This is a genomic window from Reichenbachiella sp., from assembly GCF_965223055.1.
Taxonomy (GTDB): Bacteria; Bacteroidota; Bacteroidia; order Cytophagales; family Cyclobacteriaceae; genus Reichenbachiella.
Map to the genome: position 1 here is coordinate 1 of NZ_CBDCVM010000011.1, position 25,336 is coordinate 25,336.

The 25,336-nt window shown below is 39.4% G+C and carries 25 protein-coding genes; 15 read left to right on the forward strand and 10 right to left on the reverse strand.

The window, feature by feature from the left end; all coding sequences use genetic code 11:
* From ACOQO5_RS10960 to lepA, 3 genes are all read right to left on the reverse strand, one after another.
* On the reverse strand, positions 1-224 hold a 224-nt coding region (locus ACOQO5_RS10960; RefSeq protein WP_420581741.1), incomplete at its 3' end, for a 7-carboxy-7-deazaguanine synthase QueE.
* A gap of 41 nt (positions 225-265) precedes the next feature.
* Entirely contained in the window at positions 266-1,138 is an 873-nt protein-coding gene (locus tag ACOQO5_RS10965) for a bifunctional 5,10-methylenetetrahydrofolate dehydrogenase/5,10-methenyltetrahydrofolate cyclohydrolase (RefSeq protein WP_420581742.1), read from the reverse strand.
* 112 nt (positions 1,139-1,250) lie between these two features.
* Positions 1,251-3,038, reverse strand: a complete 1,788-nt coding sequence (gene lepA, locus ACOQO5_RS10970) for a translation elongation factor 4 (protein ID WP_420581743.1) — start codon at positions 3,036-3,038, stop codon at positions 1,251-1,253.
* 203 nt (positions 3,039-3,241) lie between these two features.
* Between lepA and ACOQO5_RS10975 the strand changes: the two genes are divergently transcribed.
* From ACOQO5_RS10975 to hutI, 9 genes are all read left to right on the forward strand, one after another.
* Positions 3,242-3,757: a DUF4924 family protein gene (locus ACOQO5_RS10975; protein ID WP_420581744.1), complete on the forward strand. Its 516-nt coding sequence runs from the start codon at positions 3,242-3,244 to the stop codon at positions 3,755-3,757.
* Between the two features lie 143 nt (positions 3,758-3,900).
* Positions 3,901-5,130 carry a BspA family leucine-rich repeat surface protein gene (locus ACOQO5_RS10980; protein WP_420581745.1) on the forward strand — a complete coding sequence of 410 codons (1,230 nt, stop codon included), beginning with the start codon at positions 3,901-3,903 and terminating at the stop codon, positions 5,128-5,130.
* A gap of 303 nt (positions 5,131-5,433) precedes the next feature.
* Positions 5,434-5,769 carry an arsenosugar biosynthesis-associated peroxidase-like protein gene (locus ACOQO5_RS10985; protein ID WP_420582547.1) on the forward strand — a complete coding sequence of 112 codons (336 nt, stop codon included), beginning with the start codon at positions 5,434-5,436 and terminating at the stop codon, positions 5,767-5,769.
* A gap of 178 nt (positions 5,770-5,947) precedes the next feature.
* On the forward strand, positions 5,948-7,003 hold the full coding sequence (arsS, locus tag ACOQO5_RS10990) for an arsenosugar biosynthesis radical SAM (seleno)protein ArsS (protein ID WP_420581746.1): 1,056 nt from the start codon (positions 5,948-5,950) through the stop codon (positions 7,001-7,003).
* A gap of 182 nt (positions 7,004-7,185) precedes the next feature.
* Entirely contained in the window at positions 7,186-7,539 is a 354-nt protein-coding gene (locus ACOQO5_RS10995) for a four helix bundle protein (RefSeq protein WP_420581747.1), read from the forward strand.
* A gap of 55 nt (positions 7,540-7,594) precedes the next feature.
* Entirely contained in the window at positions 7,595-8,563 is a 969-nt protein-coding gene (gene arsM, locus ACOQO5_RS11000) for an arsenosugar biosynthesis arsenite methyltransferase ArsM (protein ID WP_420581748.1), read from the forward strand.
* 92 nt (positions 8,564-8,655) lie between these two features.
* A complete protein-coding gene (gene gatC / locus ACOQO5_RS11005; protein ID WP_420581749.1) occupies positions 8,656-8,943 on the forward strand; it encodes an Asp-tRNA(Asn)/Glu-tRNA(Gln) amidotransferase subunit GatC in 288 nt (95 codons plus the stop codon).
* A 4-nt stretch (positions 8,944-8,947) separates the two neighbouring features.
* Positions 8,948-11,641 carry a tetratricopeptide repeat protein gene (locus ACOQO5_RS11010; RefSeq protein ID WP_420581750.1) on the forward strand — a complete coding sequence of 898 codons (2,694 nt, stop codon included), beginning with the start codon at positions 8,948-8,950 and terminating at the stop codon, positions 11,639-11,641.
* Between the two features lie 17 nt (positions 11,642-11,658).
* The gene (gene hutI / locus ACOQO5_RS11015; RefSeq protein ID WP_420581751.1) at positions 11,659-12,891 is read left to right on the forward strand and encodes an imidazolonepropionase; all 1,233 of its coding nucleotides are present in this window, start codon (positions 11,659-11,661) and stop codon (positions 12,889-12,891) included.
* A 4-nt stretch (positions 12,892-12,895) separates the two neighbouring features.
* Here the strand turns inward: hutI and ACOQO5_RS11020 are convergent, their stop codons facing one another.
* From ACOQO5_RS11020 to rpsT, 3 genes are all read right to left on the reverse strand, one after another.
* A complete protein-coding gene (locus tag ACOQO5_RS11020; RefSeq protein ID WP_420581752.1) occupies positions 12,896-13,477 on the reverse strand; it encodes a DUF1684 domain-containing protein in 582 nt (193 codons plus the stop codon).
* Positions 13,477-14,172, reverse strand: coding sequence for a RadC family protein (radC, locus tag ACOQO5_RS11025; protein WP_420581753.1), 696 nt, complete (start codon positions 14,170-14,172; stop codon positions 13,477-13,479). The genes ACOQO5_RS11020 and radC overlap by 1 nt, the downstream gene beginning before the upstream one ends.
* Before the next feature lie 118 nt (positions 14,173-14,290).
* Entirely contained in the window at positions 14,291-14,542 is a 252-nt protein-coding gene (rpsT, locus tag ACOQO5_RS11030) for a 30S ribosomal protein S20 (protein ID WP_318172766.1), read from the reverse strand.
* A gap of 167 nt (positions 14,543-14,709) precedes the next feature.
* Here rpsT and ACOQO5_RS11035 point away from each other — a divergent pair, with 167 nt between their 5' ends.
* Entirely contained in the window at positions 14,710-16,017 is a 1,308-nt protein-coding gene (locus tag ACOQO5_RS11035; protein ID WP_420581754.1) for a serine hydrolase domain-containing protein, read from the forward strand.
* Between the two features lie 234 nt (positions 16,018-16,251).
* A complete protein-coding gene (locus ACOQO5_RS11040; protein WP_420581755.1) occupies positions 16,252-17,802 on the forward strand; it encodes an OmpA family protein in 1,551 nt (516 codons plus the stop codon).
* A gap of 45 nt (positions 17,803-17,847) precedes the next feature.
* Here ACOQO5_RS11040 and ACOQO5_RS11045 read toward each other — a convergent pair whose 3' ends face one another.
* The gene (locus tag ACOQO5_RS11045) at positions 17,848-19,755 is read right to left on the reverse strand and encodes a peptidase M61 (protein ID WP_420581756.1); all 1,908 of its coding nucleotides are present in this window, start codon (positions 19,753-19,755) and stop codon (positions 17,848-17,850) included.
* Positions 19,756-20,037: 282 nt separating this feature from the next.
* Here ACOQO5_RS11045 and ACOQO5_RS11050 point away from each other — a divergent pair, with 282 nt between their 5' ends.
* Together ACOQO5_RS11050 and ACOQO5_RS11055 are read left to right on the forward strand one after the other, a co-directional pair.
* Positions 20,038-20,574 carry a YceI family protein gene (locus ACOQO5_RS11050; protein ID WP_420581757.1) on the forward strand — a complete coding sequence of 179 codons (537 nt, stop codon included), beginning with the start codon at positions 20,038-20,040 and terminating at the stop codon, positions 20,572-20,574.
* A 12-nt stretch (positions 20,575-20,586) separates the two neighbouring features.
* On the forward strand, positions 20,587-21,873 hold the full coding sequence (locus ACOQO5_RS11055; RefSeq protein ID WP_420581758.1) for a hypothetical protein: 1,287 nt from the start codon (positions 20,587-20,589) through the stop codon (positions 21,871-21,873).
* 50 nt (positions 21,874-21,923) lie between these two features.
* Here ACOQO5_RS11055 and ACOQO5_RS11060 read toward each other — a convergent pair whose 3' ends face one another.
* Both ACOQO5_RS11060 and ACOQO5_RS11065 read right to left on the reverse strand, forming a co-directional pair.
* Positions 21,924-22,529, reverse strand: a complete 606-nt coding sequence (locus ACOQO5_RS11060; protein WP_420581759.1) for a hypothetical protein — start codon at positions 22,527-22,529, stop codon at positions 21,924-21,926.
* 49 nt (positions 22,530-22,578) lie between these two features.
* The gene (locus ACOQO5_RS11065) at positions 22,579-22,959 is read right to left on the reverse strand and encodes a hypothetical protein (protein WP_420581760.1); all 381 of its coding nucleotides are present in this window, start codon (positions 22,957-22,959) and stop codon (positions 22,579-22,581) included.
* A gap of 191 nt (positions 22,960-23,150) precedes the next feature.
* Between ACOQO5_RS11065 and ACOQO5_RS11070 the strand changes: the two genes are divergently transcribed.
* A complete protein-coding gene (locus ACOQO5_RS11070) occupies positions 23,151-24,218 on the forward strand; it encodes a VOC family protein (protein ID WP_420581761.1) in 1,068 nt (355 codons plus the stop codon).
* 7 nt (positions 24,219-24,225) lie between these two features.
* Positions 24,226-24,801, forward strand: coding sequence for a PhnA domain-containing protein (locus tag ACOQO5_RS11075; RefSeq protein ID WP_420581762.1), 576 nt, complete (start codon positions 24,226-24,228; stop codon positions 24,799-24,801).
* A 13-nt stretch (positions 24,802-24,814) separates the two neighbouring features.
* Here the strand turns inward: ACOQO5_RS11075 and ACOQO5_RS11080 are convergent, their stop codons facing one another.
* Positions 24,815-25,207: an acyl-CoA thioesterase gene (locus tag ACOQO5_RS11080; protein WP_420581763.1), complete on the reverse strand. Its 393-nt coding sequence runs from the start codon at positions 25,205-25,207 to the stop codon at positions 24,815-24,817.
* Positions 25,208-25,336 lie beyond the last annotated feature (129 nt).

Sequence of the window (25,336 nt, forward strand, 5' to 3'; positions counted from 1 at the left end):
TCATACATCAATGGCTCACCTCCCGTAATAATGAGTGTCTTGCAAGGATATTGTTTTAGTTCCGTCAGGATTTCATCTATGGTAAGAAAAGGATGATCCTCCTCGTTCCAGGACTCTTTCACATCACACCAGACACAACCTACATCGCATCCTCCTAATCTCACGAATATGGCTGGTTTACCAGAATGAAAACCTTCCCCTTGAATGGAGTAAAAAATCTCCATGATGGGTAGTTTTTCTGATATTTTGGGTGTGAAAGCCAAACTTACAACAGGTTCTTCTTTGCAGCTTGGAGTGTATTCACCATAAGCATAGCAATGGTCATTGGACCCACACCTCCCGGGACTGGCGTAATATGACTAGCGATCGGCTCAATGTCCGCATAATCTACATCTCCCGACAATCGGAAACCTGATTTTTTTGAAGCATCTTCTACTCTTGTCGTACCCACATCTATCACAACAGCTCCTTTTTGAACCATATCCTTAGATATAAGTCCTGGCAGACCTACAGCTGAAATCAATATATCTGCCTGTCTGGTATGATTAGCCAAGTCTTTGGTGTATTTGTTGCAAAGTGAAACAGTCGCGTTCCCCTCTTTAGAAAGCATCAGAGCCAATGGTGCACCCACCAAGCGACTAGCGCCAACGATCACACAATTCTTTCCTTCTGTTTCGATTTCGTATCGCTTCAACAGCTCCATGACACCAAAAGGCGTAGCAGGCATCAATTTCGGATGATCGGAAGTAATACTGCCAAAATTTTCATTGACAAATCCATCGACGTCTTTTTCAGCTGAAATACTTTCGGTGACTTTATCCACTGAGATATGCGCAGGTAGTGGTAACTGCACAATAAACCCATCAATATCATCGTCGGTATTCAAATTATGTACGTGCTTCAGTAGTTTTTCTTCTGAAATACTATCTGCAAACTGCATCAAGGTGTATTCAAACCCTACAGCAGCACAAGCCTTAATTTTTCCACCCACGTAAGTATGACTGGCACCATCATCGCCTACAATAATGATTGCCAAATGAGGCGCTCGTTTGCCCTTAGCTTTTAGCTCATCTACCTGTGTTTTGATTTCTGATTTGATATCAGCAGATACCTTTTTACCGTCGATTATTGTAGCCATACTCTTTAGTTATCCTGTTTGCTTTGGGTCACTGAGGGATTATTACAACTACCAAAATACAAATCTCAAGCTCCAATATTGGAATTTGCCATCTGATTTTTGGAATTTGACATTAGTCTAATTTCAAAACTGCCATAAATGCATCCTGCGGGATTTCTACATTTCCCACCTGACGCATTCGCTTTTTACCTTTCTTCTGCTTTTCCAAGAGTTTACGCTTACGCGAAATATCACCACCATAACATTTGGCCAATACGTTTTTACGCATCGCTTTCACCGTTTCTCTGGCGATTATTTTATTACCAATTGACGCCTGGATCGGAATCTCAAACATCTGTCTTGGAATCAGTTCTTTCAGCTTTTCACACAATCGCTTGCCCCACTCATAAGCCTTGTCTCTGTGCACAATCGCTGACAAGGCATCTACCGGTTCACCATTGAGCATGATATCCAGCTTCACCAACTTAGAAGCTCTCAAACCAGTCAGTTCATAATCCAAAGAGGCATATCCTCTGGAAATCGTTTTTAATTTATCAAAAAAGTCGAATACAATCTCCGACAAAGGAATATCAAATGTCAACTCCACGCGTTCCGAAGTCAGGTAGACCTGATTCTGAATCGTACCCCGCTTGTCCATACAAAGTGAGATGATCGGACCAACAAAATCAGCCTTACTGATAATTTGCGCCTTGATGAATGGTTCTTGTACCTCTTTGATTCTACTCGGGTCAGGCATTTCTGACGGTGCGTTGATAAAGGTCTCTGTACCATCAGTCATTTCTGCTTTGAACTGCACAGAAGGCACAGTCGTGATCACAGTCATATCAAACTCTCGCTCCAAACGCTCCTGAATGATCTCCATATGCAGCATCCCTAAGAACCCGCATCTAAAACCGAAGCCAAGTGCCGCTGAAGTCTCTGGTTCCCAGATCAACGAGGCATCGTTGAGCTGTAGTTTTTCCATCGAGGCACGAAGCTCTTCATAATCGGTAGTTTCTACAGGATAAATTCCCGCAAATACCATCGGCTTCACATCTTCGAAACCTTTGATCATCTCCTGAGTTGGACGATCTACGTGGGTAATAGTATCCCCCACTTTCACTTCCTTTGCGACCTTGATTCCAGAAATAAGGTAGCCCACATTTCCAGCCGAAATTTCTTTCTGTGGCTTTTGTTCCAGTCCTAAAATACCGATTTCGTCGGCATCGTAAGTTTTACCTGTAGCCACGAATTTAACTTTATCTCCTTTTTTGATCGAACCATTGAATACACGAAAGATTACCTCGATTCCTCTAAAAGAATTGAATGTAGAATCGAAAATCATCGCCTGAAGGGGCTCGTCAGGATTTCCCTGCGGAGCAGGAATTCTATTTACAATGGCTTCCAAAATATCATCTACGCCAATGCCTGTTTTTCCACTGGCGTGGATAATGTCTTCTTTGTCGCAACCGATCAAATCAATAATCTGATCCGACACTTCTTCAGGCATGGCGCCTGGAAGATCAATTTTATTCAGGACTGGAATAATTTCCAGATCATGTTCTAATGCCAAATACAGGTTGGAAATAGTCTGCGCTTCGATACCTTGAGAAGCATCTACAATCAACAGCGCCCCTTCACAGGCTGCAATTGATCTTGATACTTCGTAAGAAAAATCTACGTGACCCGGGGTGTCAATCAAATTGAGCGTATAGTCTTTATTGTCAAACTTATAGCCCATTTGGATGGCGTGACTCTTGATGGTGATGCCACGCTCGCGCTCCAGATCCATGTCATCGAGCAATTGCTCTTGCATGTCGCGATCCGCTACTGTGCCGGTGTGTTGTAATAAACGATCCGCCAAGGTGCTCTTGCCGTGATCAATGTGTGCAATGATGCAGAAATTTCTTATGTTCTCCATTTTTTCAAAAAAGAATGCAAAAATAGGCAAAGTTTAGTTCAGTTTTGCATTCTGATTCAAAGATGAACTAGTGTTTTTTAATGTCATTTTCGCAATAAGGTTCGTGAGGATACGAACCAAGGCGATATAACTAAATCAAACGCCATAGATTGTGTCTCCACGAGCAGTAGAGATTAAAAAAAGTATAAATTTATAAAGCTATTATGACCGAACAATCCAACAATATATCCGAGTATATCATTTCCATTTATCGCAAAGAAGACCTGATGCGAGCCTATCAGTTCGACCTCGAAAAGTTTGGCACTCAGGTCATCAATTTCTTCCCGATCTCTGACAAGGAAAAACTGGCCGAAGTGAACCACTATGAAGAGTTCATGCAGAAAATGAAGGATCAGGGCATCGAAGAAAAAGGTCACCTAGAAGAAGTGAATGAGCTAGTAACAACGCTCAGCAAACTCCACGACCAGCTCAAATCTGACGATGAAGATTACTACGGCGTGTACCAAAAGGCCTTGCCCTTCATAGAAAACAATATGAGCCACGCCCAAGGAGCCATCCGTGATGAAATTCAAATCTGCCTCAACGGCATCTATGGCTTCCTACTACTCAAAATCGCAGAAAGAAACATAGAACCAGAAGATCAAGAAATGGTCGACAGATTCGGTGATTTGCTTTCACTGCTGAGTTATAAGTACGAGGAACAAAAGGCTTCTAACTAAAAACTAGCTTACCCGTTTGCGATTCGATTTGTGGTAGTCTTCCGATTCCCCTACTTTTGTTCCTGTTCTATAATTAACAAAACCTATCCGCTGCACTTCCGAGAAATTGCTCCCAGTAAGGAAATCGATCATATTTATTATCAATGAAAAAGTTTTCGCCTTTTATACTCACACTGTGTTTAATGATTTTATCCAACTGTGATGATGACGTATTTGTGGATTCTGATAAAGATGGCATAGAAGATTCTTCTGATAGATGTCTCGACACCTTATCAGGCCATGAAGTTGATTCTAGTGGATGTGCTGAATCTCAAAAAGACTCTGATTTCGATGGGGTTAGTAATGATTTTGATCTGTGTGATGATACACCATATAGAGATTTGGTAGATGAAAATGGGTGTTCCATATATATCTATCTTGATGACAATGGTGTTACAGTGAAAGCGTACCAAAATGCTCGAGCTGGTCAATCATATATTTTGAATGGCGTTTCATATTTAGTCGTGGATCGATATCAATTAGCTAATTTAATAGCTCAAGGAGATTCACTACCTCCAATTTGCACCTCACTAATTACTGACATGAGTGAGCTATTTCGTGATTCACCATTCAATCAGGACATCCGTTCTTGGGATGTGAGCAGGGTTACAAATATGGAACTTATGTTTATTCGATCATCCTTCAATCAAGATATAAGTGCATGGAATGTGGGCAGTGTTGTTGATATGAATTACATGTTCTATGAGTCACAATTCAACCAAAATATCAGCTCTTGGAATGTGAGTAAGGTTACTGATATGAGCGGTATGTTCTATAAGTCTCAATTCAATCAAGAAATCAGTGCTTGGGATGTGAGTAGGGTTACAAATATGGAACTTATGTTTCGTGATTCACCATTCAATCAGGACATCCGTTCTTGGAATGTAAGCAACGTCACCGATATGGAAGCCATGTTTGCTGAAACATCATTCAATCAAGATATTAGTTCTTGGGATGTGAACAATGTTATTACTATGGCAGGCATGTTCATTGACTCGCAATTCAATCAGGATATTAGTTCTTGGGATGTGAGTAACACAACCAATACGCTGGCTATGTTTGCAATATCATCCTTCAACCAAGATATTAGTCCTTGGGATGTGAGTAAGGTTACCAATATGAGGCATATGTTCTCTGAATCATCATTCAATCAAGATATCAGCTCTTGGAATGTGAGCAACGTAATAAATATGGTAAGTATGTTTCAAGATTCTCAATTCAATCAAGATATTAGCTCATGGGATGTTTCAAATGTAATCGAATGTGAAGATTTTAGTACTGATACGCCAAATTGGACTTTACCTAAGCCAAATTTTACCAACTGTACACCTTGACAAGCCAAAATCTCCTCAACCATAAACTTGGTCTTTCAACCGTGTGCATACTTTAAGATCGAATAAGTTACAACATTAGTTTGAGAAAAAACCTTCCCTTAAAACTGAGACATTACTCAGAATCCTTTTAAGGTGACTCTTAGAGATATTTCAATCATTTATCATTTCAAACGAACAGAGTGAAAGGGAAGTGAGAAATGACTCAATTAATTGGAATTATTTCCTATCGTTCATGGTTATTGGGATAGAAATTTTAAATTCAAGATTTTAAAATTCACCTACCTACTCATAACCAATACATACATGGAAAAGACATACTACGATCCGAAGGATCTAAAGAAATTTGGCAACATCACTGAGCTACAACCCAAGTTGGGTAAGAAATTTTTCGACTACTATGGCGACGTATTCAAAGAAGGCGCCTTGACGCAAAGAGAAAAATCGCTGATCGCACTCGCGGTATCGCATGCGGTGCAGTGTCCCTACTGTATAGACGCATACACTTCTGATTCATTGGAAAAGGGAGCCGATGAAACGCAGATGATGGAAGCCATCCACGTGGCCGCGGCCATCAAGAGCGGCGCGGTGCTGGTGCATGGCGTACAGATGATGAACAAGATTGATGATTTGACGATGTAATGGTGAATACAATATAAAGCCTCAAAAGTATTCCGTCATTGCGAACGCAGCGGGACGCGTAGTCTGAAGCAATCTTAAGATTAAATCCGTACCCGATCTTTAAGATCGCTTCGTTACCTCGCGATGACGATAATTTTATCTTTTGAGGCTATATGAAAAGAAGATTAAATCAGTATAAATGCTAAAAGAGCGAAAAATATCACTGCAAGGACAAGACCATCAGCTGAGTCATACGGATAAACAGATTGCCATTCTGGAAGAATTGGAGCAAACCAGCTTTTCGGATCAGCTAGAAGTCCTGGGTAAATCCCCATTTAAACCTTCTGGGATTGACATTTTTCAGGTGAACCTGGGAAAAATGTGTAATCAAGTCTGCAAGCACTGCCATGTAGATGCGGGGCCGGACCGAAAGGAGATCATGACCAGAGATACCATGCAACTGTGCTTAGATGCATTAGATCGATCGGATATTTCAACCGTAGACCTTACTGGTGGAGCCCCAGAGATGAACCCTGATTTCCGGTGGTTTGTCGAAGAGCTTTCAAAACGAGGCAAACACATCATGGTTCGCTGCAACCTGACCATCATTCTGGCCAACAAAAAATACAACGACTTACCAGAGTTTTTCAAAAATCATAAAGTGGAAGTCATCTCCTCCCTCCCTCACTTTTCCGCTCGAAGAACCAATGCCCAACGCGGAGACGGGGTGTTCGAAAAGTCGATTGAAGCATTAAAAATGCTCAATGCGGTTGGGTATGGACAACCAAGCTCTAACTTAAAGTTAATCCTGGTCTACAATCCTTCCGGTGCTTTTTTGCCAGCGGATCAGGGCGGCCTTGAAGCTGAATTTAAGCGAAAGCTGAAAGATGAATACGACATTGATTTCAATGAGCTGTATGCCATCACCAATCTACCAATTTCAAGATTCTTAGATTATCTGGTCGCTTCTGAAAATTACGAAGACTACATGCAGAAATTGATCGATGCTTTTAATCCAGCAGCCGTGGACGGCGTGATGTGCCGAAACACGATTTCTATTGGCTGGGATGGTTTTCTCTACGATTGCGATTTCAATCAGATGTTGGATTTGAAATTAAATGGCACTGCTCCGAACCACATTCGTGATTTTGATGTTGACCTGCTAACAAAAAGAGAAATTATTTTGAACAATCACTGCTATGGATGTACTGCAGGTGCAGGGTCGAGTTGTGGGGGTTCGGTTGTTAGTGAATAGTGTATAATGGCGAATGAATAATGGATAGAGTATATTGAAAAATGGATAATGATGAATGAATAATTGGTAGTGCACATTGAAAAATGGATAGGAATGAACAAATAATGGATAATAGATATAATTTACTCTAGGAAATATTCAATTCTCATTATTAATTTTTCATTCAAAAAGACCAACCTAACTTGAGTAAGAACATCCTAAAAGAAAAAAGTTATGACTTTGCACTTTCGATTATCAAGGAAGTATTAGTAATAAAAGATAGGCATAAAGAATTCGATTTATCCAGACAATTAATTCGCAGTGGCACAGCAGTTGGAGCTTTAGTTAGAGAAGCTGAATTTGGGCAAACAAAAAAAGATTTTATTCACAAACTTTCAATTTCTCTAAAAGAAGCAAATGAAACTGACTATTGGCTGAGTTTGCTCAAAGATGCAGGTCTGATGGAAATGTCTAGCTACAAAGAGTTGTCGCCTAAATGTGAGGAATTGCTCAAAATGCTAATTGCTTCCATCAAGACGGCAAGATCCAATTTATAGTACACAGTAATCATTAGTCACTCTACATTATTCATTAATCTCTAATCATTATACATTGAGTTATTTACAAACCACCAAAGACGTATATAAAGCCGCAGCAATCACTCCAGATGTAGGTCTTTGCTGCACCACTTCTCCTATATGGCAGTTGCCGGGACTAAGCATGCCGAAGATCATGCAAGAAATGAACTACGGTTGTGGTACCACGGTGCACCCAAGAGATTTAGTCAACAACCCTAACATTCTTTATGTAGGAGTCGGCGGCGGTATGGAACTGTTGCAGTTCTCTTACTTCAGCAGAAAAGAAGGTGGAGTCATTGGTGTGGATATAGTGGATGAAATGCTCGAAGCATCTAGAAAGAATTTCGTGCAAGCAGAAAAAGAAAACGACTGGTTCAATAGGAATTTTGTAGACTTGAAGAAAGGCGATGCATTGGATCTGCCAGTAGGTGATGAATCCATTGACGTTACCGCTCAAAATTGTCTATTTAATATCTTCAAAGCCGACGAACTCAAAACGGCATTGCAGGAAATGTACCGCGTACTCAAGCCGCACGGTCGATTGGTCATGTCAGACCCGATATGCAATCAGGTAATGCCCGAGCATTTGAAGGAGGACGAGAAACTCAGAGCCCTGTGCCTCAGTGGCTCAATCCCTATGAATGACTACATCAAAATGTTGACAGATGTAGGATTTGGAACCATCGAGGTAAGAGCCAAAAGGCCCTACCGTATTCTCTCCCCCAACCACTACGACATAGAAGAAAATATCGTCATCGAAAGTCTCGAGGTCTGCGCCATCAAAGACCCAATGCCGAATGACGGCCCTTGTGTGTTTACCGGAAAGGCAGCCATTTATTTTGGAAATGAAGCGTATCTGGACGACAAAAAAGGCCATGTTTTGATGCAGAATCAACCGCTGGCGGTTTGTGATAAAACGGCCGGAGCTTTAACCTCTTTAGGAAGAGACGATATTCATATCACTGAATCCACCTATTTCTATGACGGCGGAGGTTGTTGTTGACGTTGTTTGTCATCAGCAGATGCCTTTTTGTTCTCAGGACTAGTCGTCCAACACACATCTTTTGTTAAATTTGAGGCTTATAGCAGAATCAAATGGCAATAGATAAAAAGACCGTACAGAAATTGGCTCACTTGTCGAGACTGGAGCTTTCAGAAAAGGAACAAGAAAAGATGAGTGAAGATCTGGGTGACATACTAGATTGGGTGGAAAAACTTGAAGAAGTGGATACTTCTAATGTAGCACCATTGGGTAATGTCAATGAAGAACCTATTCACTTAAGAGAAGATAAAGCCGATAACTATTTTTCAGGAGACGAAGCATTGAAAAACGCACCTGAGAGTGATCAGGGGCATTTTATTGTGCCGAAGGTACTCAAATAATCTTATGAATAAATTTGCTTTCTGGACTGAATGGGCTAGACCATTCAAGCTCACTTTTATCCTACTCACCTCCCTTTTACTTTTATTTTGTATTGCATTTTTGGCTATTCAGTGGGGAGAGCTGAGTCCATTTTATTATTGGAAACTGACAGGATACATAGAAAATATATCCTTTCCTATATTTTCCAATCACTCTGATTTCATTGAAAGTACTATCACAATTGATTTGCCCCTCATCTTCCAAAAAGTATTTGGGGGGTCGAAAGTTCTACCTAGTTATTTCAGTTATGCATACCTCATACTATTATATATCTGTCTAGTAGGGTGTTTAACTATCTCCACTTATCTGGAAAAATTTTGGTACTACGTTGGAGTCGGATTTTGGATTTTGCTTATAGTTCTTAGCGGCATTGGCAATGTTGGCTTTTTTGGCATTTACAATCAAACGGCGATCATCATTGTACTTCTTCTATTCGTTCCTGTTTCATATTATTTCAATGCCATCAATGAAAATATTGGAATTGGCACGAGATTCCTTACTTTTTCTGGACTAATGGGTTTGGTCTTAGGAGTCATTTATTTCGGTAGCACCTACGAGGCTCCGCTATTATTTCTCACAAGATTTTCCTACTTGCCAGCGATTCTGATATGTGTGGTTTTTATCTTAATCATCGGGCACGAAATCATATATGGCATCCTATCTCTGACTACTCCATACGTTAAGTCTTCATCCAACAACACCAAACATTTTACCATATTAAGCTCGGTATACTTACTTAATTTAGTTGTTCTTTATTTGTACAGAGTGAATTATTTAGACTGGGATATTTATTATTTAAATGAATTTGCTCTGATCGCTATATCCTCTACTCTAGGCATTTGGGGCATCAAGTCTCGAGAAAATTTATACGTCAGATTTTTACCTCATTACCCGTATACTGCATTTCTATATTTGGCTTTGGGCTTCATCACTTTTTTGACACTTGCCTACCAATCTTACCATGGCAATGACGCATTTATATCAGCTATGCAAAGCATGATTCTATACAGTCATATTGGATTTGGTTTGATGTTCTTCCTCTATATCATTTTCAATTTTATCACCCAACTTCAACAGAATCTACCAGTTCATCAGTTTGCTTATATTGAAGATAATTTTCCGTATATCTCTGCGCGTATTGCAGGTTTAATCATTGTTGCCGCTCTATTCTTTCGTTCACATTTCAACAGTTTTTACTTGGGAACAGCAGGATATTACAACGGTCTAGGAGATCTCAACTTGACATTAGATAATAAATCGACTGCCAAATATTATTACTTAGAGAGTGTATCAAAAAATGCTTACAATCATCATGGTAACTTCCAAGCAGCGCAATTAGAAGATGAGCCTCTCAAGCGATTGAAGTACCTGAAAAATGCAGTGAAAAGTGTACCGACAAGCTATGCATACGCATCACTGGGTAGAGAATATGAAAACAACAGTCGTTTTTTCGATGCCTTATTTACCTATCAAGATGGATTGAAAGAATTTCCAAATGACTGGGCCATACAAAACAACATTGCGCTGCTCTACAACAAAACTAATGTAATAGACTCGGCACTTTTTTACTTGGAAAACAGCACACCGGGGTCTTGGAAACAAGCGGTAGTGGATGCGAACAAAAAAGCAGTAGGCAGCTTGCACGGATGGCAGGTAAAACCTGATGAAGGTCAAAACTTAGAGCGATTTGATTTGCAAAGCAACTCACTCGCCAATCAACTATTAAATGGGGATTCTACGAAACTTTCATTCATCACCCAACCACCTTCGACAGCACTTAATCTATTTACCTATAGTTATTTGAAAAATCTTGGGTTGTACTGCAACCAGAATCAACTACCAGCATTCATACAGCTTATTGATCCATTCCTCGATGCGCCTGACAATGCTGCATTCAGAAAAGAACTGACCATCGTTAAAGCGCTTAATCTTTATCAAAATGGACAAATAGCTCAAGCCATTGAGATTATTTTTCAACTTAAAGAAGTTTATGAAGAAGAGTCTGGAAAATGGAATGCCCTACTAGGAAAATGGTGTCTGGAGTTGGATGCTCCGTTATTGGCTTCCAAATACCTTGAAGCTGCACGTGAAGCTCATTACCCAAATGTATCGGCGGACTTGTCTCAAGCATATCATAGACTCGGGGATCAATCCTTAGCCTTGTTTTTATTAAGTAAGGAAAGCACAGCCAACGACTCGATCAGCCCTACAGTGGCTGCCGAATGGACAAAACTTTTTGATGCTATGCAGCAAAATAAAGTCTCTTGGAATAGGTATTCATTCGCTAGAGAAAAAGAAATGCTAACTCAGGCCAAAATGGCTAACGCCGATCAAAGGTTGTTATTCGAACGTATTGGGCTGGACAACCCCTTCTTCGAAGAGGGCGTTTTAGCTGCTGCTAAATATTTCAAAGAAACGGAAAATGACGAAGAAATGACTTATCAAATCTTACGAGAAGCGATTACAGTCAATGAATACTCCGAAGCGTTGATAAAGGCTTATATCGAGCATTGCTTAGCAACCAATCTTATTGATTTCGCTGACGATACCTTGATTAAATTGATTGACATTCTTTCTGAAAAAGAGTACCAAGCGTATGAAATCGCTTTTGAAGCTAAAAAAGAGCAGGCTCAAGCCCAATTAGACCAAGACTGGTAACCCCCAAACACAAACCCATGAAACGACCCCAAAAACGACTCATCGGCCCATTTAAAGAAATTATCACAATGGTAGAAGCTCCGCTAAAAGGAGCACTTGCTGAAGATTCCCTCGGACTGATAAGAAAGGGCGGTGTTTTGATAGAAGACGACCAAATCATAGAAGTGGGAGATTTCAAAAGTCTAAAGGACAAAGCCGATCAAACTGAATTGATCAAAGGCGATCACATTCTAATAGCCGGATTGATTGATAGCCATACACACATTTGTTTTGGAGGATCGAGGGCAGGTGACTACGCACAAAGAGTAGCGGGCAAAACTTATCAGGAGATTCTCAAAAACGGAGGTGGCATCCATGACTCCGTAAATAAAACCAGAGCAGCTTCAGAATCAGATTTAACTGACCTGGTTAAAATGAGAGCCAAAAGACATTTGGAAGAAGGTGTCACAACTATAGAAGTAAAAAGTGGCTATGGACTTTCTGTCGATGAAGAATTGAAAATGCTTCAAGCGATTCAGTCTGCCGACCGTCTGGTACCGGCAGACCTCATTTCTACTTGCTTAGCCGCTCATGTATGTCCAAAGGAATTTGATAGTCATGAGAAATATCTGGATCATATTGTAGAAAACCTATTTCCCAAACTAAAAGAAAAAAAACTCACCAATCGTATCGATATCTTCACTGAAGATGGTGCATTTGACACCACATTGTCAGCTAAGTATTTGGCTCAGGCTAAAGAAGCAGGATTCGAAATCACGGTTCATGCAGATCAGTTTACTTCTGGAGGCACACAAGTAGCCGTGAAAGCAGGTGCATTAAGTGCTGATCACTTAGAGGCTACATCAGACGAAGACGTAAAATTTCTAGCGAATTCAGAAACTGTAGCTACGGTCTTACCTGGTGCTTCTTTAGGATTAGGCATGCATTATTCTCCTGCTAGAAAACTATTAGATGCTGGTTGCTGTTTGGCTATCGCCACAGACTGGAATCCCGGTTCTGCTCCCATGGGAGATTTATTGATCCAAACGGCTCTGATGGGAGCAGCGGAAAAATTATCAATACCTGAATGCATCGCCGGCATTACTTTTAGAGCGGCCAAATCGTTGAATTTATCAGATCGCGGAAGAATCAAAGTAGGACAAAAAGCGGATTTTATTTCCTTCCCGGTCAATGATCACCGAGAGATATTTTATCAACAAGGTAAAATCAAACCAGATGGTGTTTGGAAGGGTGGAACTAGGGTAGTCTAAGCGATTATTTATACAACATTTCTCCCGCTTCAATAGCCACTTTCATGTAATTCTCCAAAGGAGGCAATGGACAGGAATATCCAGCATTATATTCGCAATACGGATTGTAAGCCAAATTGAAATCTAAAGTGATTTTATCCGCTTGATCTGAGAAGTTGAGATTGATGTACCGACCGCCACCATACGTGGTATCGTCATTAGTCAAATCAGCAAAAGCCAAAAAAAGTCCATCATCACCTTTCAACACCAACAATTGCTGAGGCAACTGAGCAAGTTCAAATTTTAGAAAAGCGTGCTTTTTGTATACTCTAGGTACACCGTCAGAGGTTCCCAGAGTCAATTGAGAGTCATCATTAATCCTTTCTATTTCCGCTATCACTTTGAAATTCTCATTTGGTGGATAGTAATTCAACTGAATGATAGAATCCGCACCTATAAAAGGTGAGTCTTCAGCGTTGTTCATAAACTCATCGATATCCTTTCGATCGTTAGCAATAAACTCTTCATAGGATAAAGATTTTTGTTTTGGTTCACAAGCCACCAAAAACAACAACCACCCAGCCAAAAAATAGATTCTGTTTCTCATTACATCATGGATTCATCCGCAAAGCTAAAATAGCCGTCATCGGTGAAAATAATGTGATCCAAGACCGGAATATCTAAAGTCTGCCCTGCTGATTTCATCTTTTTCGTCAATTGAACATCCTGCGTGCTTGGCTGCAAATTACCTGAAGGGTGATTATGAGCCAGGATCACATTCGAAGCCAGCACATCCAAGGCTTTCTTAAAAACCAGTTTGGCATCGACCACTGTACCTGACACACCTCCCGCACTAATCAATTCGGGCTTTATGATCTGATTGGCACGGTTCAAATACAGCACCCAAAACTGCTCATGATCGAGATCCATGAGGTATGGCTTAAGATATAGGTAGGCAACGCTCGATGAAGTTACTTTCGGTTTTTTTACAAATTCAGTTTCTTTCCTCCTTCGCCCTAACTCTAGCGCGCTAATGATGGTGATCGCTTTGGCTTCGCCTATTCCATTAAATTTTTTGAGATCGGCTAAGGAGAGTTTTGCCAATGCATTCAAATCATTGCCTGTGGCTGCCAATATGGTCTTCGCCAAATCCACGGCTGAGATTTTTGGAGTTCCAGATCCGATCAAGATGGCAATCAACTCCGCTTCTGAGAGCGAAGCTTTACCTTTAATAATTAATTTTTCTCTAGGTCTGTCTTCTTCTGCCCACTGCTTGATGGACAGATTTTCTGAACTGTACATAGAGATTCTGTTGGTGCTAGGCCGAATGTAAGAAAAAGCGGTTGAAACGAGAAGGGCTTAAACAAAAAAAGCTCCCTTGAAAAAGGGAGCGATCTATATCTTAATAAGAGACTCTGGCTTATAGAGAAGCTACTAACTTCGTCAACTTTGACTTCTGGTTAGCCGCTTTGTTTTTGTGGATGATGTTGTTTTTAGCCAACTTATCTATCATCCCAACTACTTTCTTCAATAGTTCTTCAGCCTCAGCCTTGTTCGTAGAATCCTTCAATCTCTTGATGAAAGTTCTAGTCGTTTTGTGCTGATACCTGTTTCTTAGCCTTTTAGCCTCGTTTGATCTTATTCTCTTTAAAGCCGATTTATGATTCGCCATTCTCTAAAATGTTATATTCTTTTTTTCGGACTGCAAATTTAGAGCTATTATGTATAAAAGCAAACACAATTTACTAAATAAATTAAGAAAGCTTTTGCTAGGTAAATGAGTCCATTTTACTGTAATTATGCTCTAGTTTATAATTGATCGAATATCTACAATATCTCATGCGACTAAACGGCCTCCTCTTTTTATTCTTTTTCCATATCGCATCATGTGGACTGTTGGCACAACAAGCCAAAATAGACACATTGACTTTTGTATCGCCAAGCCAAGTCAATATAGATTCAGCAATGCTTTATTCAGGCGTAGATTCTATCATTACCGAAGCGCTGGATTCAGGGGCGTTTCCAGGATGCCAAATTCTGTTAGCAAAAGATGGTCAAATATTCTATTATAAATCTTTTGGTTACCACACTTACGACAGTTTACAAACCGTTCGGAATTCAGATTTGTACGACTTGGCTTCAATTACAAAAATTACAGCCACCACGCTTGCCTTGATGAAACTGTACGATGAAGGGTTATTTGACTTAGATCAAACTTTGGACTACTACTTTCCTTTTTTGGCCAAATCAAATAAGAGTGACTTGAGTATTAGAAAGGTGCTGGCTCATCAATCAAGACTGAAAAATTGGATTCCGTATTATTCAGAATCTCAACGTAGAAATGGAAAATACAAACGAAAAACCATATCTGCAGACTCTTCAGCAAGATTCCCTAACAGAATCCCTGGGTCAGATCTTTTCCTACATAAAGACTTCAAAGAAGACAAGATTTATAAAATGATTAAAAAATCCGACTTGTATGAAGAGGAAGGCTATGTGTATTCCGGACTGGCCTTTTACTTGTTTCCGGAATTGATAGTACGACTTTCTGAGGTTCCTTTTGAGCAATACCTAGAAGATAATTTTTATGAGCCTTTAGGTGCAAATAGTTTAGGCTTTGATCCATTAAAGAAATATGATTTAAACCAAATAGTACCTTCAGAAGTAGATACTTTCTTTCGAATGAACAAACTACATGGTGTAGTGCATGACGAGGGAGCCGCTGTCATGCTAGGTATTTCAGGAAATGCTGGACTATTTAGCAATGCAGAAGATTTGGCCAAAGTGCATCAAATGCTTCTCAATGGAGGCACATACAAAGGAAACCAATACCTCAATCCAGAAACGATTAACGAATTCACAAGATGTCAATACTGCGATAAAAACAATCGAAGAGGCCTAGGGTTTGACAAACCATTAGTTGAATATGACAGCATCAAGACTAGTGTAGCCAAACTTGCAAGTCCAAATAGCTACGGTCATTCAGGATATACAGGTACTTTGGTTTGGGCAGATCCCGACAATCAGCTCTTATTCATTTTTCTAGCCAATAGGGTTTATCCTTCTAGAACCAATAGAAAAATCTATCAACTAAATATAAGACCTAGAATTCACGATTTGGTATATGGTTTGATAGAAAAACAATAAGAATGAAAGCCCCGGGGCAGGTTCCCGAGATCATTTCATTCCATATACACCTGGTTATATTTTTTAACTTGATTAGTTCAATTAAATATAAATATAATTATATTTTTAAATATTTTATTATGATTAATTCAATTAATTCTTTTTTAGATTATATAAATATTGAGTTAACAAATAATCGCTAGTTGCAATTAATAGCTAAGCTCATCAAATTTACCGTCTGAATTATCCAGCAGTATGAATATCAAAAACTCGCTTTTTTTCCTTTTTCTTTTAATCAGTGTCCATTCTTTCGCTCAAATCAAATTCTACTCCGAGCAAATATCTCTTGATTCGGTAACCAATAGCTCTTTTGATGAAAAGAACGTTGTACTGAGCCCAGATGGTCAAAATTTATATTTCACACGAAAAAACCACCCTGAGAATGTCGGAGGGAGCAATGACTCCGGAGACATTTGGGTAAGTGAAAAGAATGAGGATAACGAATGGACTCAAGCATACAACTTGAAGGAAATTAACGACAAGCAAAACAATCAGATCATTGGATTTATAAATGCTGGTCGATCCATGCTGATCAGCAATGAAAACCAATTATCAGTATCGCACAACAATGGTGGGCATTGGTCGACTCCAAAACCCTTTAGCATCCCATATTTGAACTCGAAATCCAAAACACTAAGCGCCAGTGTCTCACCTGATGGAAGACATGTTCTTTTTGGCATGGAGTCCTTTGGAAACTATGGAGTGGAAGACATCTACGTTTCCCGAATGAAGCCAAATGGCTCCTGGACCAGCCCTAAGAATCTGGGTTCAGCCATCAATACCCAAAATCAAGAAGTTACCCCATTCTTAGCTGCCGACAACAAAACACTATTCTTTGCTTCCAATGGTCTTGGAGGTGAAGGTAGCTTTGACATCTTTACGAGCACCAGACTCGATGACACCTGGCAAAAATGGAGCAAGCCTATGAACCTCGGGTCAAAGATCAACACTAAAGGCAGAGAACTTTCTTTCACCTTTCTATTAGAGGATGAATTCGCCTATCTCTCCAGCACACAAAACAGCGACGGCTATGGAGATATCAAAAAAGTAAAAATAGCTCCTGAAATTACTCCGATTGAAACCATAGCGGATACCATTCAAGCCATTGATATCGAGGAAGAAGAAAAAATCATTGCAATAAGCGGATTGGTAAAAGACAAAAAAACAGATGAATCCATCATAGGCGCCGAGGTATACGTTAACACAGAGCCGACCAACAAAGAATTCAAAACATTAACTAACTCTCAAGGAGCTTTTAATCTTACTGTAGATGAAGGCAACAATTATATTATAAAAGTGAAGGCTTTTAGGTATCTATCTGCCGAGACGATTGTAACAGATGCTGTGCTACTAAACAAAGAACAAATAAACTTTAGCCTTGATCCTATAGTAGAAGGAAATACCGTAACCTTAGATCATGTACTATTCGAACAAGGTAAGGCATTACTGATTGCAGGGTCGGAAAAAGAGCTGGATCTAGTAGTAGAAATGATGAAGTACAATCCAGATGTTTCGATATTTCTATCAGGGCACACGGACAATCAGGGCAAGTCGTCGTTGAACATCGCGCTAAGCGAAGAGCGTGTGCAAACGGTCATGAACTATCTACAATCCCACGGAGTAAGTAAAAAGCGAATATCAGGCAAAGGATTCGGCGGCTCCAAACCCATCGCGAGCAACTCAAATCCTGAAACCAGGAAGCTCAATCGCAGAGTAGAATTTACAGTACATAAAATAAAGAAATGAAAAAAGCACCGAACTATAAAGTTCAGTGCTTATGGTAAATTGAGGTTATTCGTTTTTGGATAGCCAGCCATTTCTGACGGCTAATTGTGCTTCGGTAGGCTCCTCACTCAATGAAAGTATATGTGTATACTCCACATCTACCTCAACAATCTCTGTGCTCAAATCAACTTTGGATTCTGAGCCATCTTCTCCCTGCCTCATCACAGTATAGGTCATTTGATTTCCCACTTTCATTTCTTCTCGTACTTCCTGAAAAAATGCCCCGATACCACTCAAAGGTATCTCTTTTCCATTAATACCCACTAATACATCGCCATTTTTTAATCCCAAAGATTTTCCAAATGCATTTAAAACATCTGCGTTGGCTATGAAAACACGACTTGTTTCAGGATTATAGCCATAAGATCCTTGGGTCAAACCCATATTCATTTCTTTTCTCATTTCCGAAGCAACATAGTCTACACCTACTAGCGCAAAAAACTCTTCGTAGTCCAATGGTGTAGTTCCTTCTACATAGGTCTTGAAAAAATCCCCGATTTCCGGGTAGGTCATCTCTGTAATGATATTGAACAAATCTTCATCATTAAAGGCTTGATCCTTTCCGAATTTCTCAGACAAATCAAACATCATATTCTGTACGCCATATTTCCCTTCAGACAAGCTTCGCAATTTCAAATCCAAACACAAACCAATCAAAGCTCCTTTTTCATAAACATTCCCGTATTGGTCAGAATATTTGTCAAGCGCATATTTACTCAAGTCAGTAAAGGCTAAAGTATCATTGAATCTAGTAGAAGCACTTACCATCTTTCCTTGCAAAGATTGTAAGTATTGCTCCTGAGTCATAATTCCATATTTCACCTGGACATTTCCGGCGAAGAATTCAGTTATGCCTTCGTACATCCACAAATGTTTGGACATCTTGGGTTCATTGAAATCGAACTGATGAATTTCTTCCGAATGAATGTTGAGCGGAGTAACGATATGAAAAAACTCATGGGCTGCAAAACGATTAAACATACCAATCATCGACTCTATCGGCTGGTTCTGCAAGGAATACAAAGAAGAATAAGAATGCTCTAAGGCACCTATAGATCGCACAGGTCTTTCTGTGAAGTAGCAGATGAAAGCATATTTATCAACCGGTAATTCACCTCCCAGATATTCCTTTTGCGCCATTAGGATTTGCTCAATGACACCACGCACTTCCTCAGATTTCACCACTTTACCTGGTGAATAGGTAGAAATGAGTATTTCTGCACCTGCTACATTCACGATACTCGTATCGGGCTCGCAGTACATCAACGGATTATCTATCAAATGGTCATAACTTTCCGTCAGGTAGGTATCCACTTCAGCTTGACTATTAGCAATTTTGATTTCGCTCTTATCCAGACTTGTATCCATTGACTGACCAGTACTCAAGGCAATCAATCCTGTAGAACCATACATGTTGGCATCTCTGATCACATTAAACTTGAACGGTTTCCGAGTCATGTTTTCGAAATAGCCAAAAAAGCCACCAGAGTTAATGACAAAGTTTTTCCCTTCTTCGATGTTTGTACCTGCCGGCTCAAAAATCGCTGGCCCATCGACATCATTATCATAGGAATCTTTTACCCAGTAGGTCACTTTGGCCAGTTTGTTGGCTTTGGATATTTTCCAAGAATTCACTGAGGATTTTTCCACGTTTAGTTCCTTTCCTTTTTTATCAAAGGCTTTAAAATCCTCCACAAATCGCCCGTAGTCCTGTACAGCATAGGTACCCGGAATCATTTTTGGCATATAGAATGTAATTTCTGATTCCTTGATTTTGGGTGGAATCAAAACGATCTGAACTTTGTCATTTTTCACAATGGTAAGATCAAGCGTGTATTCGTACTGATCTTGAGGAAGTGCATGAGAAACAAGCCCATAGGACATGCCTATCACTAGTAAAAGTAATTTTTTCATTGGAGTGTATTTTGAGTTTTACCTAAATTAAAATATAAACATAGTCATCAAAATGACCAGTTTCCTATCACATGTATCCTAATCGGCCGATTTATTACACCATTGGTCAAATACTAGGACTTTAGTGCCTAATGAAGACAAAATACCTTGAATCGAAACATGATCGATATCATTTTTTCGTGTGATATGGTACTTAGGATTTTGTTCTCTTCTAAGCTTGATTTGTTATGAAATCAAAGAAGAAAAATTCAAAATATTATATCCAAAATAATAATCGAAATCATGAAAAAAACATTCACCATATTGTCACTTTTACTCTACAGCACACTAGCTGTGTGTCAACCCGTGACAATCGACAAAAGCAAGAGTGACTTGGCGATTCAAGGCACATCATCCTTGCACGATTGGGAATCAAAAGTGGAAGATTTTCAAGCCACGGCGGATTTTTCAGAAGACCAGGTTTTAAATATTGCTTTTGAGGCGATTGTCAAATCAATCAAAAGTGGAAAGTCTGGAATGGACAACAACACTTATAAAGCACTAAATGAAAAGGAATATCCAAAGATCACTTTCAAAGCAAATCAACTAGATATAAAAGGTGATCAATTGGTCGGTAATGGTCAATTGACAATAGCAGGAAAAACTAACGACATACCCATCAACCTAACCCTTTCAAATGCTTCTGAAAGATCGGTCAAAGGAAGTATAAAATTAAAAATGACCGAGTATGGAGTAACTCCACCAACTGCAGTGTTTGGTACCATCAAAACAGGAGATGAGGTTACTATTCAATTCAATTTTACGCTAAAGAACACTTAAACAATTACAATCATGAAATTCAATTCAATAATCAAACCCATTGCGCTAACATTAGCAATGATGTGGGCCTTTCAAGCATTCGCCCAAACGCCAATCCAATATTATAGACCCGACAGTCAGGATGGTCTGAATATATTTGAAACTTCAAAAACTGACACCGTAGCATACGACGGATTGAAAGTAAAAATTGGTGGTGATTTTGCCATGCAATTGCAAAGCATCAACCAATCAAATGATGCAAACAATCTGGTTGAATTAGGTTCTAACTTGAATCTACCGACTGCAAACCTAAATCTTGATGTACAACTTGAAGACGGTTTAAGAATGCACCTTCGAACGTATCTATCATCTAGACACCACGAAGAAGCATGGGTAAAAGGTGGTTATCTACAAATGGACAATCTTAACTTCATCAGCGATGGATTCTTGTCTGGTTTCATGGAAGTAGCTACTATCAAAGTAGGGATGGATGAATTCAACTATGGTGACGCTCACTTCCGTAGAACAGACAACGCCAGAGCCATCTACAATCCATTTGTTGGAAACTACATCATGGATGCTTTTTCAACAGAAGCCTTCATGGAAGTTACTCTACAAAAAAATGGTCTAATTGGAGTTATTGGATTAACAAATGGCAAGTTGAATCAAAATGTTACCGTCAATGACAACACAGATAATAAAGTTTCTTTCTTTGGTAAGATTGGCTATGACAACCAAATCAATGATGACCTGAGACTGAGACTGACTGGATCTTGGTACATCAACAAAGGTACAACTACCGGCACTTGGTTATACAGCGGTGATAGATCTGGAAGTAGATATTACCATGTAGGTGATTATATGTATGACGACGGTACAGGCAACATTGTCACTGCTTCTGATGATTTCTCTGGCAGGTTGAGAGCAAGATTCAAAAAACTTACTGCCATTCAAATCAACCCTTTTGTAAAGTACAAAGGTCTTGAATTCTTCGGCATCTATGAAATCGCCGGAGGAAGTGCTGACGGCGAAGGTTCTTTTACTCAAGTTGCAGGAGAAGCCCTATATAGATTAGGACAAAAAGAACAATTCTATCTTGGCGGACGCTACAATTCTGTAAAAGGCAATCAGGTAGACGGTGCTCCTGATATTGAAATCAACAGATTCAATGTTGGTGGCGGATGGTTCATGACCAAAAACGTATTGACTAAGCTAGAATATGTGAATCAAACTTATGGTGGTGAAGGCTATGCCGGCAACGCCCAGTTTCAAGGATTAGAATTCAAAGGATTTGTTATAGAAGCTGCCATCAGTTTCTGATAATTAGAATCAACAATCAAAAAGCGAACACCTGTGGTGTTCGCTTTTTTTTATTTTACCAATTGAAGTATCACTTCAAAATTGATATCCAATTGTTCTTGAATGACAACAGTCCCAAAAAATTTTATTGGCGGTTCTATCTGATACCTTCTCATATTCAATTCATGCTTTCCTCCAAGAATCAATTCTTCATCATTTTCATATAAATAACTATTATAAACTTCTTCCAATTGATTTTCACCAGCAATCGTCAACATTGTATTGGCTGTCATATTCTCCAAAGCATTCAAATTGGGAGAAGGAGGAAGGTAAATTTCATTTACCTTCATGGATAGTTCAGGGTGCGCATCGTATTTGAGTAGTTTTCTAAAATCATGGGTCATCATAGGTAGCCCACAATTAAAACCTTCTACTGGAACCTTCAAGTATAACCCTTCAAACTCTACTGACTTTCCGTTCCATATACCACTAATTTTTAGCGTATCATTGGCTACATACTTCTTTAATTTGCAGCTAAACTTATTAACGTTTGTCTTGCCTTCAATTACAATGTTTATCGTTTTGACAACAAATTCTTTCCCAACATGCCCCTCTTGCCCACAAACGTCGAAGAGTGAACCTATTCCTACAAAAAGCAATAATATTTTTCTAATCAATTAATCTTTATTTACTGTTTCCCCTCCATGACCGCGTCCAGAATGCAACTCACTTTTGTACGTATTCTTCATTGTTTTGAATCAACCAATTCTTCGCTTCTTCCAATTCATCAAACAAAACTGTATTTCTACCAGTCAATTTTATTACTGATTTAGCTATTAATTTGGCTACTGAATTCAATCCCACAATCGCTGTAATAACAACATACGGTTCATTTTTTCGAGCGATGTCTGTCACCTTTGCAATAATCACTTTATTAAATCTCATTCCAGTCATATCTACCAATGAATTAACTGATTTAAGAGGATATTTTGAAATGACACTTACAGCCTCATCCATTACCGCAGGAGCATTCTCCACACTTAGATGGGCCAAATCTGTAAATACAATTACTTTGTCTTGTTCTTGGAAAATTGAAATGCCAGGCATAATTAGGGGTTGGTTATATCTTTTTTAAAGATAACGTGCCTTTTTTTACTTTAAAAATCAAATATCACTCCGTATGATTTAGAGCCATAAAAATTGAGTTCAACCCCTGAGTTTGAAAGAAATCACAATAGACAAAATAGAAATTTTACCTAATTTGCTCTTTCGTTTTTTTTGGTTTTAATGCTAGGAGCATGGATGGTAAATTAATATATGGGATTCAGCAAATTGGGGTCGGTGTAGACGATGCTGAAAAAGGATTTGAGTGGTATGCTAAAACACTAGGCGCAGACCTCTGCATATTTGATGATGATAACGAAGCCACTTTTATGGCTAAATACATGGGTGGTGAGACTCGATCCAAAAGAGCTATACTGGCCATGAACGCCCAGGGTGGTAGTGGTTACGAAATCTGGCAGCATACTGGTCGTACACCTCTTACCATCGAAGAACCTGTCCAACTTGGTGATTTAGGCATCAATGTAGCCAAAATCAAATCACAAAACATTCAGAAAAGTTACGATAGGCTGAAAACCAAAGGAGTTACCATCTGCACTGAAATTCATGAGGAGCCGGACGGGTCCAAAGGGTTTTATATCAAAGACCCTTGGGACAACATCCTGCATATTAAAGAGTTCGACTCCTGGCTCAAAAAATCAAAATTTGATGTAGGCGGTATCTGTGGAGCTACCCTAGGCGTTTCGGATATTGACCAATCATTGAAGCTGTATGCTGACATACTTGGATACAATCAGGTGATCTATGACAAAACTGGAACATTCGACGATCTAAAAGGGCTCAACAACGGAGATGGAAAATTCAGAAGAGTATTACTCACCCATGTGAAAGACCGAACCGGAGGGTTCTATCCTTTGCTGGGAGATGGGCAAATAGAGCTCATTCAAGCACTGGACCGCACACCAAAAAAACTATTCGAGGGTAGATTCTGGGGGGATATCGGATTCATTCATTTATGTTTTGACATTAGAAATATGAATGCGCTGGTAGAAGAGTGTAAAGAAAAGAACTATCCTTTTCAGGTGCTAAGTTCTGAACACTTTGATATGGGAGATGCTAACGGCCACTGGGGATATATAGAAGACAATGACGGCACACTAGTTGAATTCGTAGAGACACACAAGGTACCGTTGATTAAAAAAATTAATTGGAGTATAAAACTAAAAAACAGAGACCCACACAAACCTCTGCCTGGATTTATCTTGAAGGCTATGGCGATTACAAAAAGGAAAAAATTCGACTAACACGCTCATGAGTATTGTAAAAGAACTTCAAGAACGAAGCGAGTCTAAATGTGAATTGTGCGGTACGGCTTCTGACTTATCTCCTTATATCGTAGCTCCCAAATCTGGCGAACATGCGAATGAATGTGCCTATTTGTGCAATAATTGTCAGTCACAGATCAACGGAACTATTGAAGCCGATGTCAATCACTGGAGATGCCTGAACGACAGCATGTGGAATACTAATCCGGCTGTACAGGTTTTGGCTTGGCGCATGCTCCACCGACTCAAAAACGAAGGCTGGCCTCAAGGTCTATTGGATATGCTTTATTTGGATGAGGATACTCTTTCATGGGCTGGAGCTTCAGGAAAAGACGAAAATGAAGAAGACAAAATTGTACACAAAGACAGTAATGGTGCTATTCTCGAAGCTGGTGACAGTGTAGTACTAATAAAAGACCTAAATGTAAAAGGCGCCAACTTTACGGCTAAACGAGGCACTGCCGTTCGGAATATCTCCTTGGTTCACGACAATCCTGAACATATAGAAGGAAAAGTGAATGGTCAACAAATTGTGATTCTAACAAAATTTGTAAAAAAATAATAACTAAACAGGTTCAATCCTCTGCCAATCGATCCTTTACATATTCGACTTCAATCTTTCCATGCGGTGCTGGCTTACCATCTTCACCAATATTTACAAGAACAATCTTTTCTACAGTAATGATTGATTCACGTGTCATTTTGTTCCTTACTTCACAATTAAGTTCAAGCGAGGTTCTGCCAAACTTGGTAGGTTCAATGCCAATTTCAACAATGTCTCCTTGACGAGCAGAGCTTAAAAAATTGATTTCTGACATAAACTTGGTCACCACCTTTTTATTCTCCAATTGAATAGCTCCATACAGCGCCGCTTCTTCATCTATCCAAGCGAGTAGTTTTCCCCCGAAGAGTGTTTGATTTGGATTGAGATCTTCTGGTTTTACCCATTTTCTGGTGTGAAATCGCATTAGTTTTTTTTCACTAAAGTAAACACAAAGAAAATATCGAGCCTCCCGTGAAAGGGGAAAAATTCATGAGACATATCAGATTTAATCTCTCATTGTTTTGCCATTGCAGAATGTTACATTATCGTTCTA

Bases quoted from the DNA above. Each gene is read 5' to 3' on its own strand.
- ACOQO5_RS10965 (WP_420581742.1), bottom strand. From the start codon at position 1,138: ATGGCTACAATAATCGACGGTAAAAAGGTATCTGCTGATATCAAATCA.
- lepA (WP_420581743.1), bottom strand. From the start codon at position 3,038: ATGGAGAACATAAGAAATTTCTGCATCATTGCACACATTGATCACGGC.
- ACOQO5_RS10975 (WP_420581744.1), top strand. From the start codon at position 3,242: ATGACCGAACAATCCAACAATATATCCGAGTATATCATTTCCATTTAT.
- ACOQO5_RS10980 (WP_420581745.1), top strand. From the start codon at position 3,901: ATGAAAAAGTTTTCGCCTTTTATACTCACACTGTGTTTAATGATTTTA.
- ACOQO5_RS10985 (WP_420582547.1), top strand. From the start codon at position 5,434: ATGGAAAAGACATACTACGATCCGAAGGATCTAAAGAAATTTGGCAAC.
- arsS (WP_420581746.1), top strand. From the start codon at position 5,948: ATGCTAAAAGAGCGAAAAATATCACTGCAAGGACAAGACCATCAGCTG.
- gatC (WP_420581749.1), top strand. From the start codon at position 8,656: ATGGCAATAGATAAAAAGACCGTACAGAAATTGGCTCACTTGTCGAGA.
- ACOQO5_RS11010 (WP_420581750.1), top strand. From the start codon at position 8,948: ATGAATAAATTTGCTTTCTGGACTGAATGGGCTAGACCATTCAAGCTC.
- hutI (WP_420581751.1), top strand. From the start codon at position 11,659: ATGAAACGACCCCAAAAACGACTCATCGGCCCATTTAAAGAAATTATC.
- ACOQO5_RS11020 (WP_420581752.1), bottom strand. From the start codon at position 13,477: ATGAGAAACAGAATCTATTTTTTGGCTGGGTGGTTGTTGTTTTTGGTG.
- radC (WP_420581753.1), bottom strand. From the start codon at position 14,172: ATGTACAGTTCAGAAAATCTGTCCATCAAGCAGTGGGCAGAAGAAGAC.
- rpsT (WP_318172766.1), bottom strand. From the start codon at position 14,542: ATGGCGAATCATAAATCGGCTTTAAAGAGAATAAGATCAAACGAGGCT.
- ACOQO5_RS11035 (WP_420581754.1), top strand. From the start codon at position 14,710: ATGCGACTAAACGGCCTCCTCTTTTTATTCTTTTTCCATATCGCATCA.
- ACOQO5_RS11040 (WP_420581755.1), top strand. From the start codon at position 16,252: ATGAATATCAAAAACTCGCTTTTTTTCCTTTTTCTTTTAATCAGTGTC.
- ACOQO5_RS11045 (WP_420581756.1), bottom strand. From the start codon at position 19,755: ATGAAAAAATTACTTTTACTAGTGATAGGCATGTCCTATGGGCTTGTT.
- ACOQO5_RS11050 (WP_420581757.1), top strand. From the start codon at position 20,038: ATGAAAAAAACATTCACCATATTGTCACTTTTACTCTACAGCACACTA.
- ACOQO5_RS11055 (WP_420581758.1), top strand. From the start codon at position 20,587: ATGAAATTCAATTCAATAATCAAACCCATTGCGCTAACATTAGCAATG.
- ACOQO5_RS11065 (WP_420581760.1), bottom strand. From the start codon at position 22,959: ATGCCTGGCATTTCAATTTTCCAAGAACAAGACAAAGTAATTGTATTT.
- ACOQO5_RS11070 (WP_420581761.1), top strand. From the start codon at position 23,151: ATGGATGGTAAATTAATATATGGGATTCAGCAAATTGGGGTCGGTGTA.
- ACOQO5_RS11075 (WP_420581762.1), top strand. From the start codon at position 24,226: ATGAGTATTGTAAAAGAACTTCAAGAACGAAGCGAGTCTAAATGTGAA.
- ACOQO5_RS11080 (WP_420581763.1), bottom strand. From the start codon at position 25,207: ATGCGATTTCACACCAGAAAATGGGTAAAACCAGAAGATCTCAATCCA.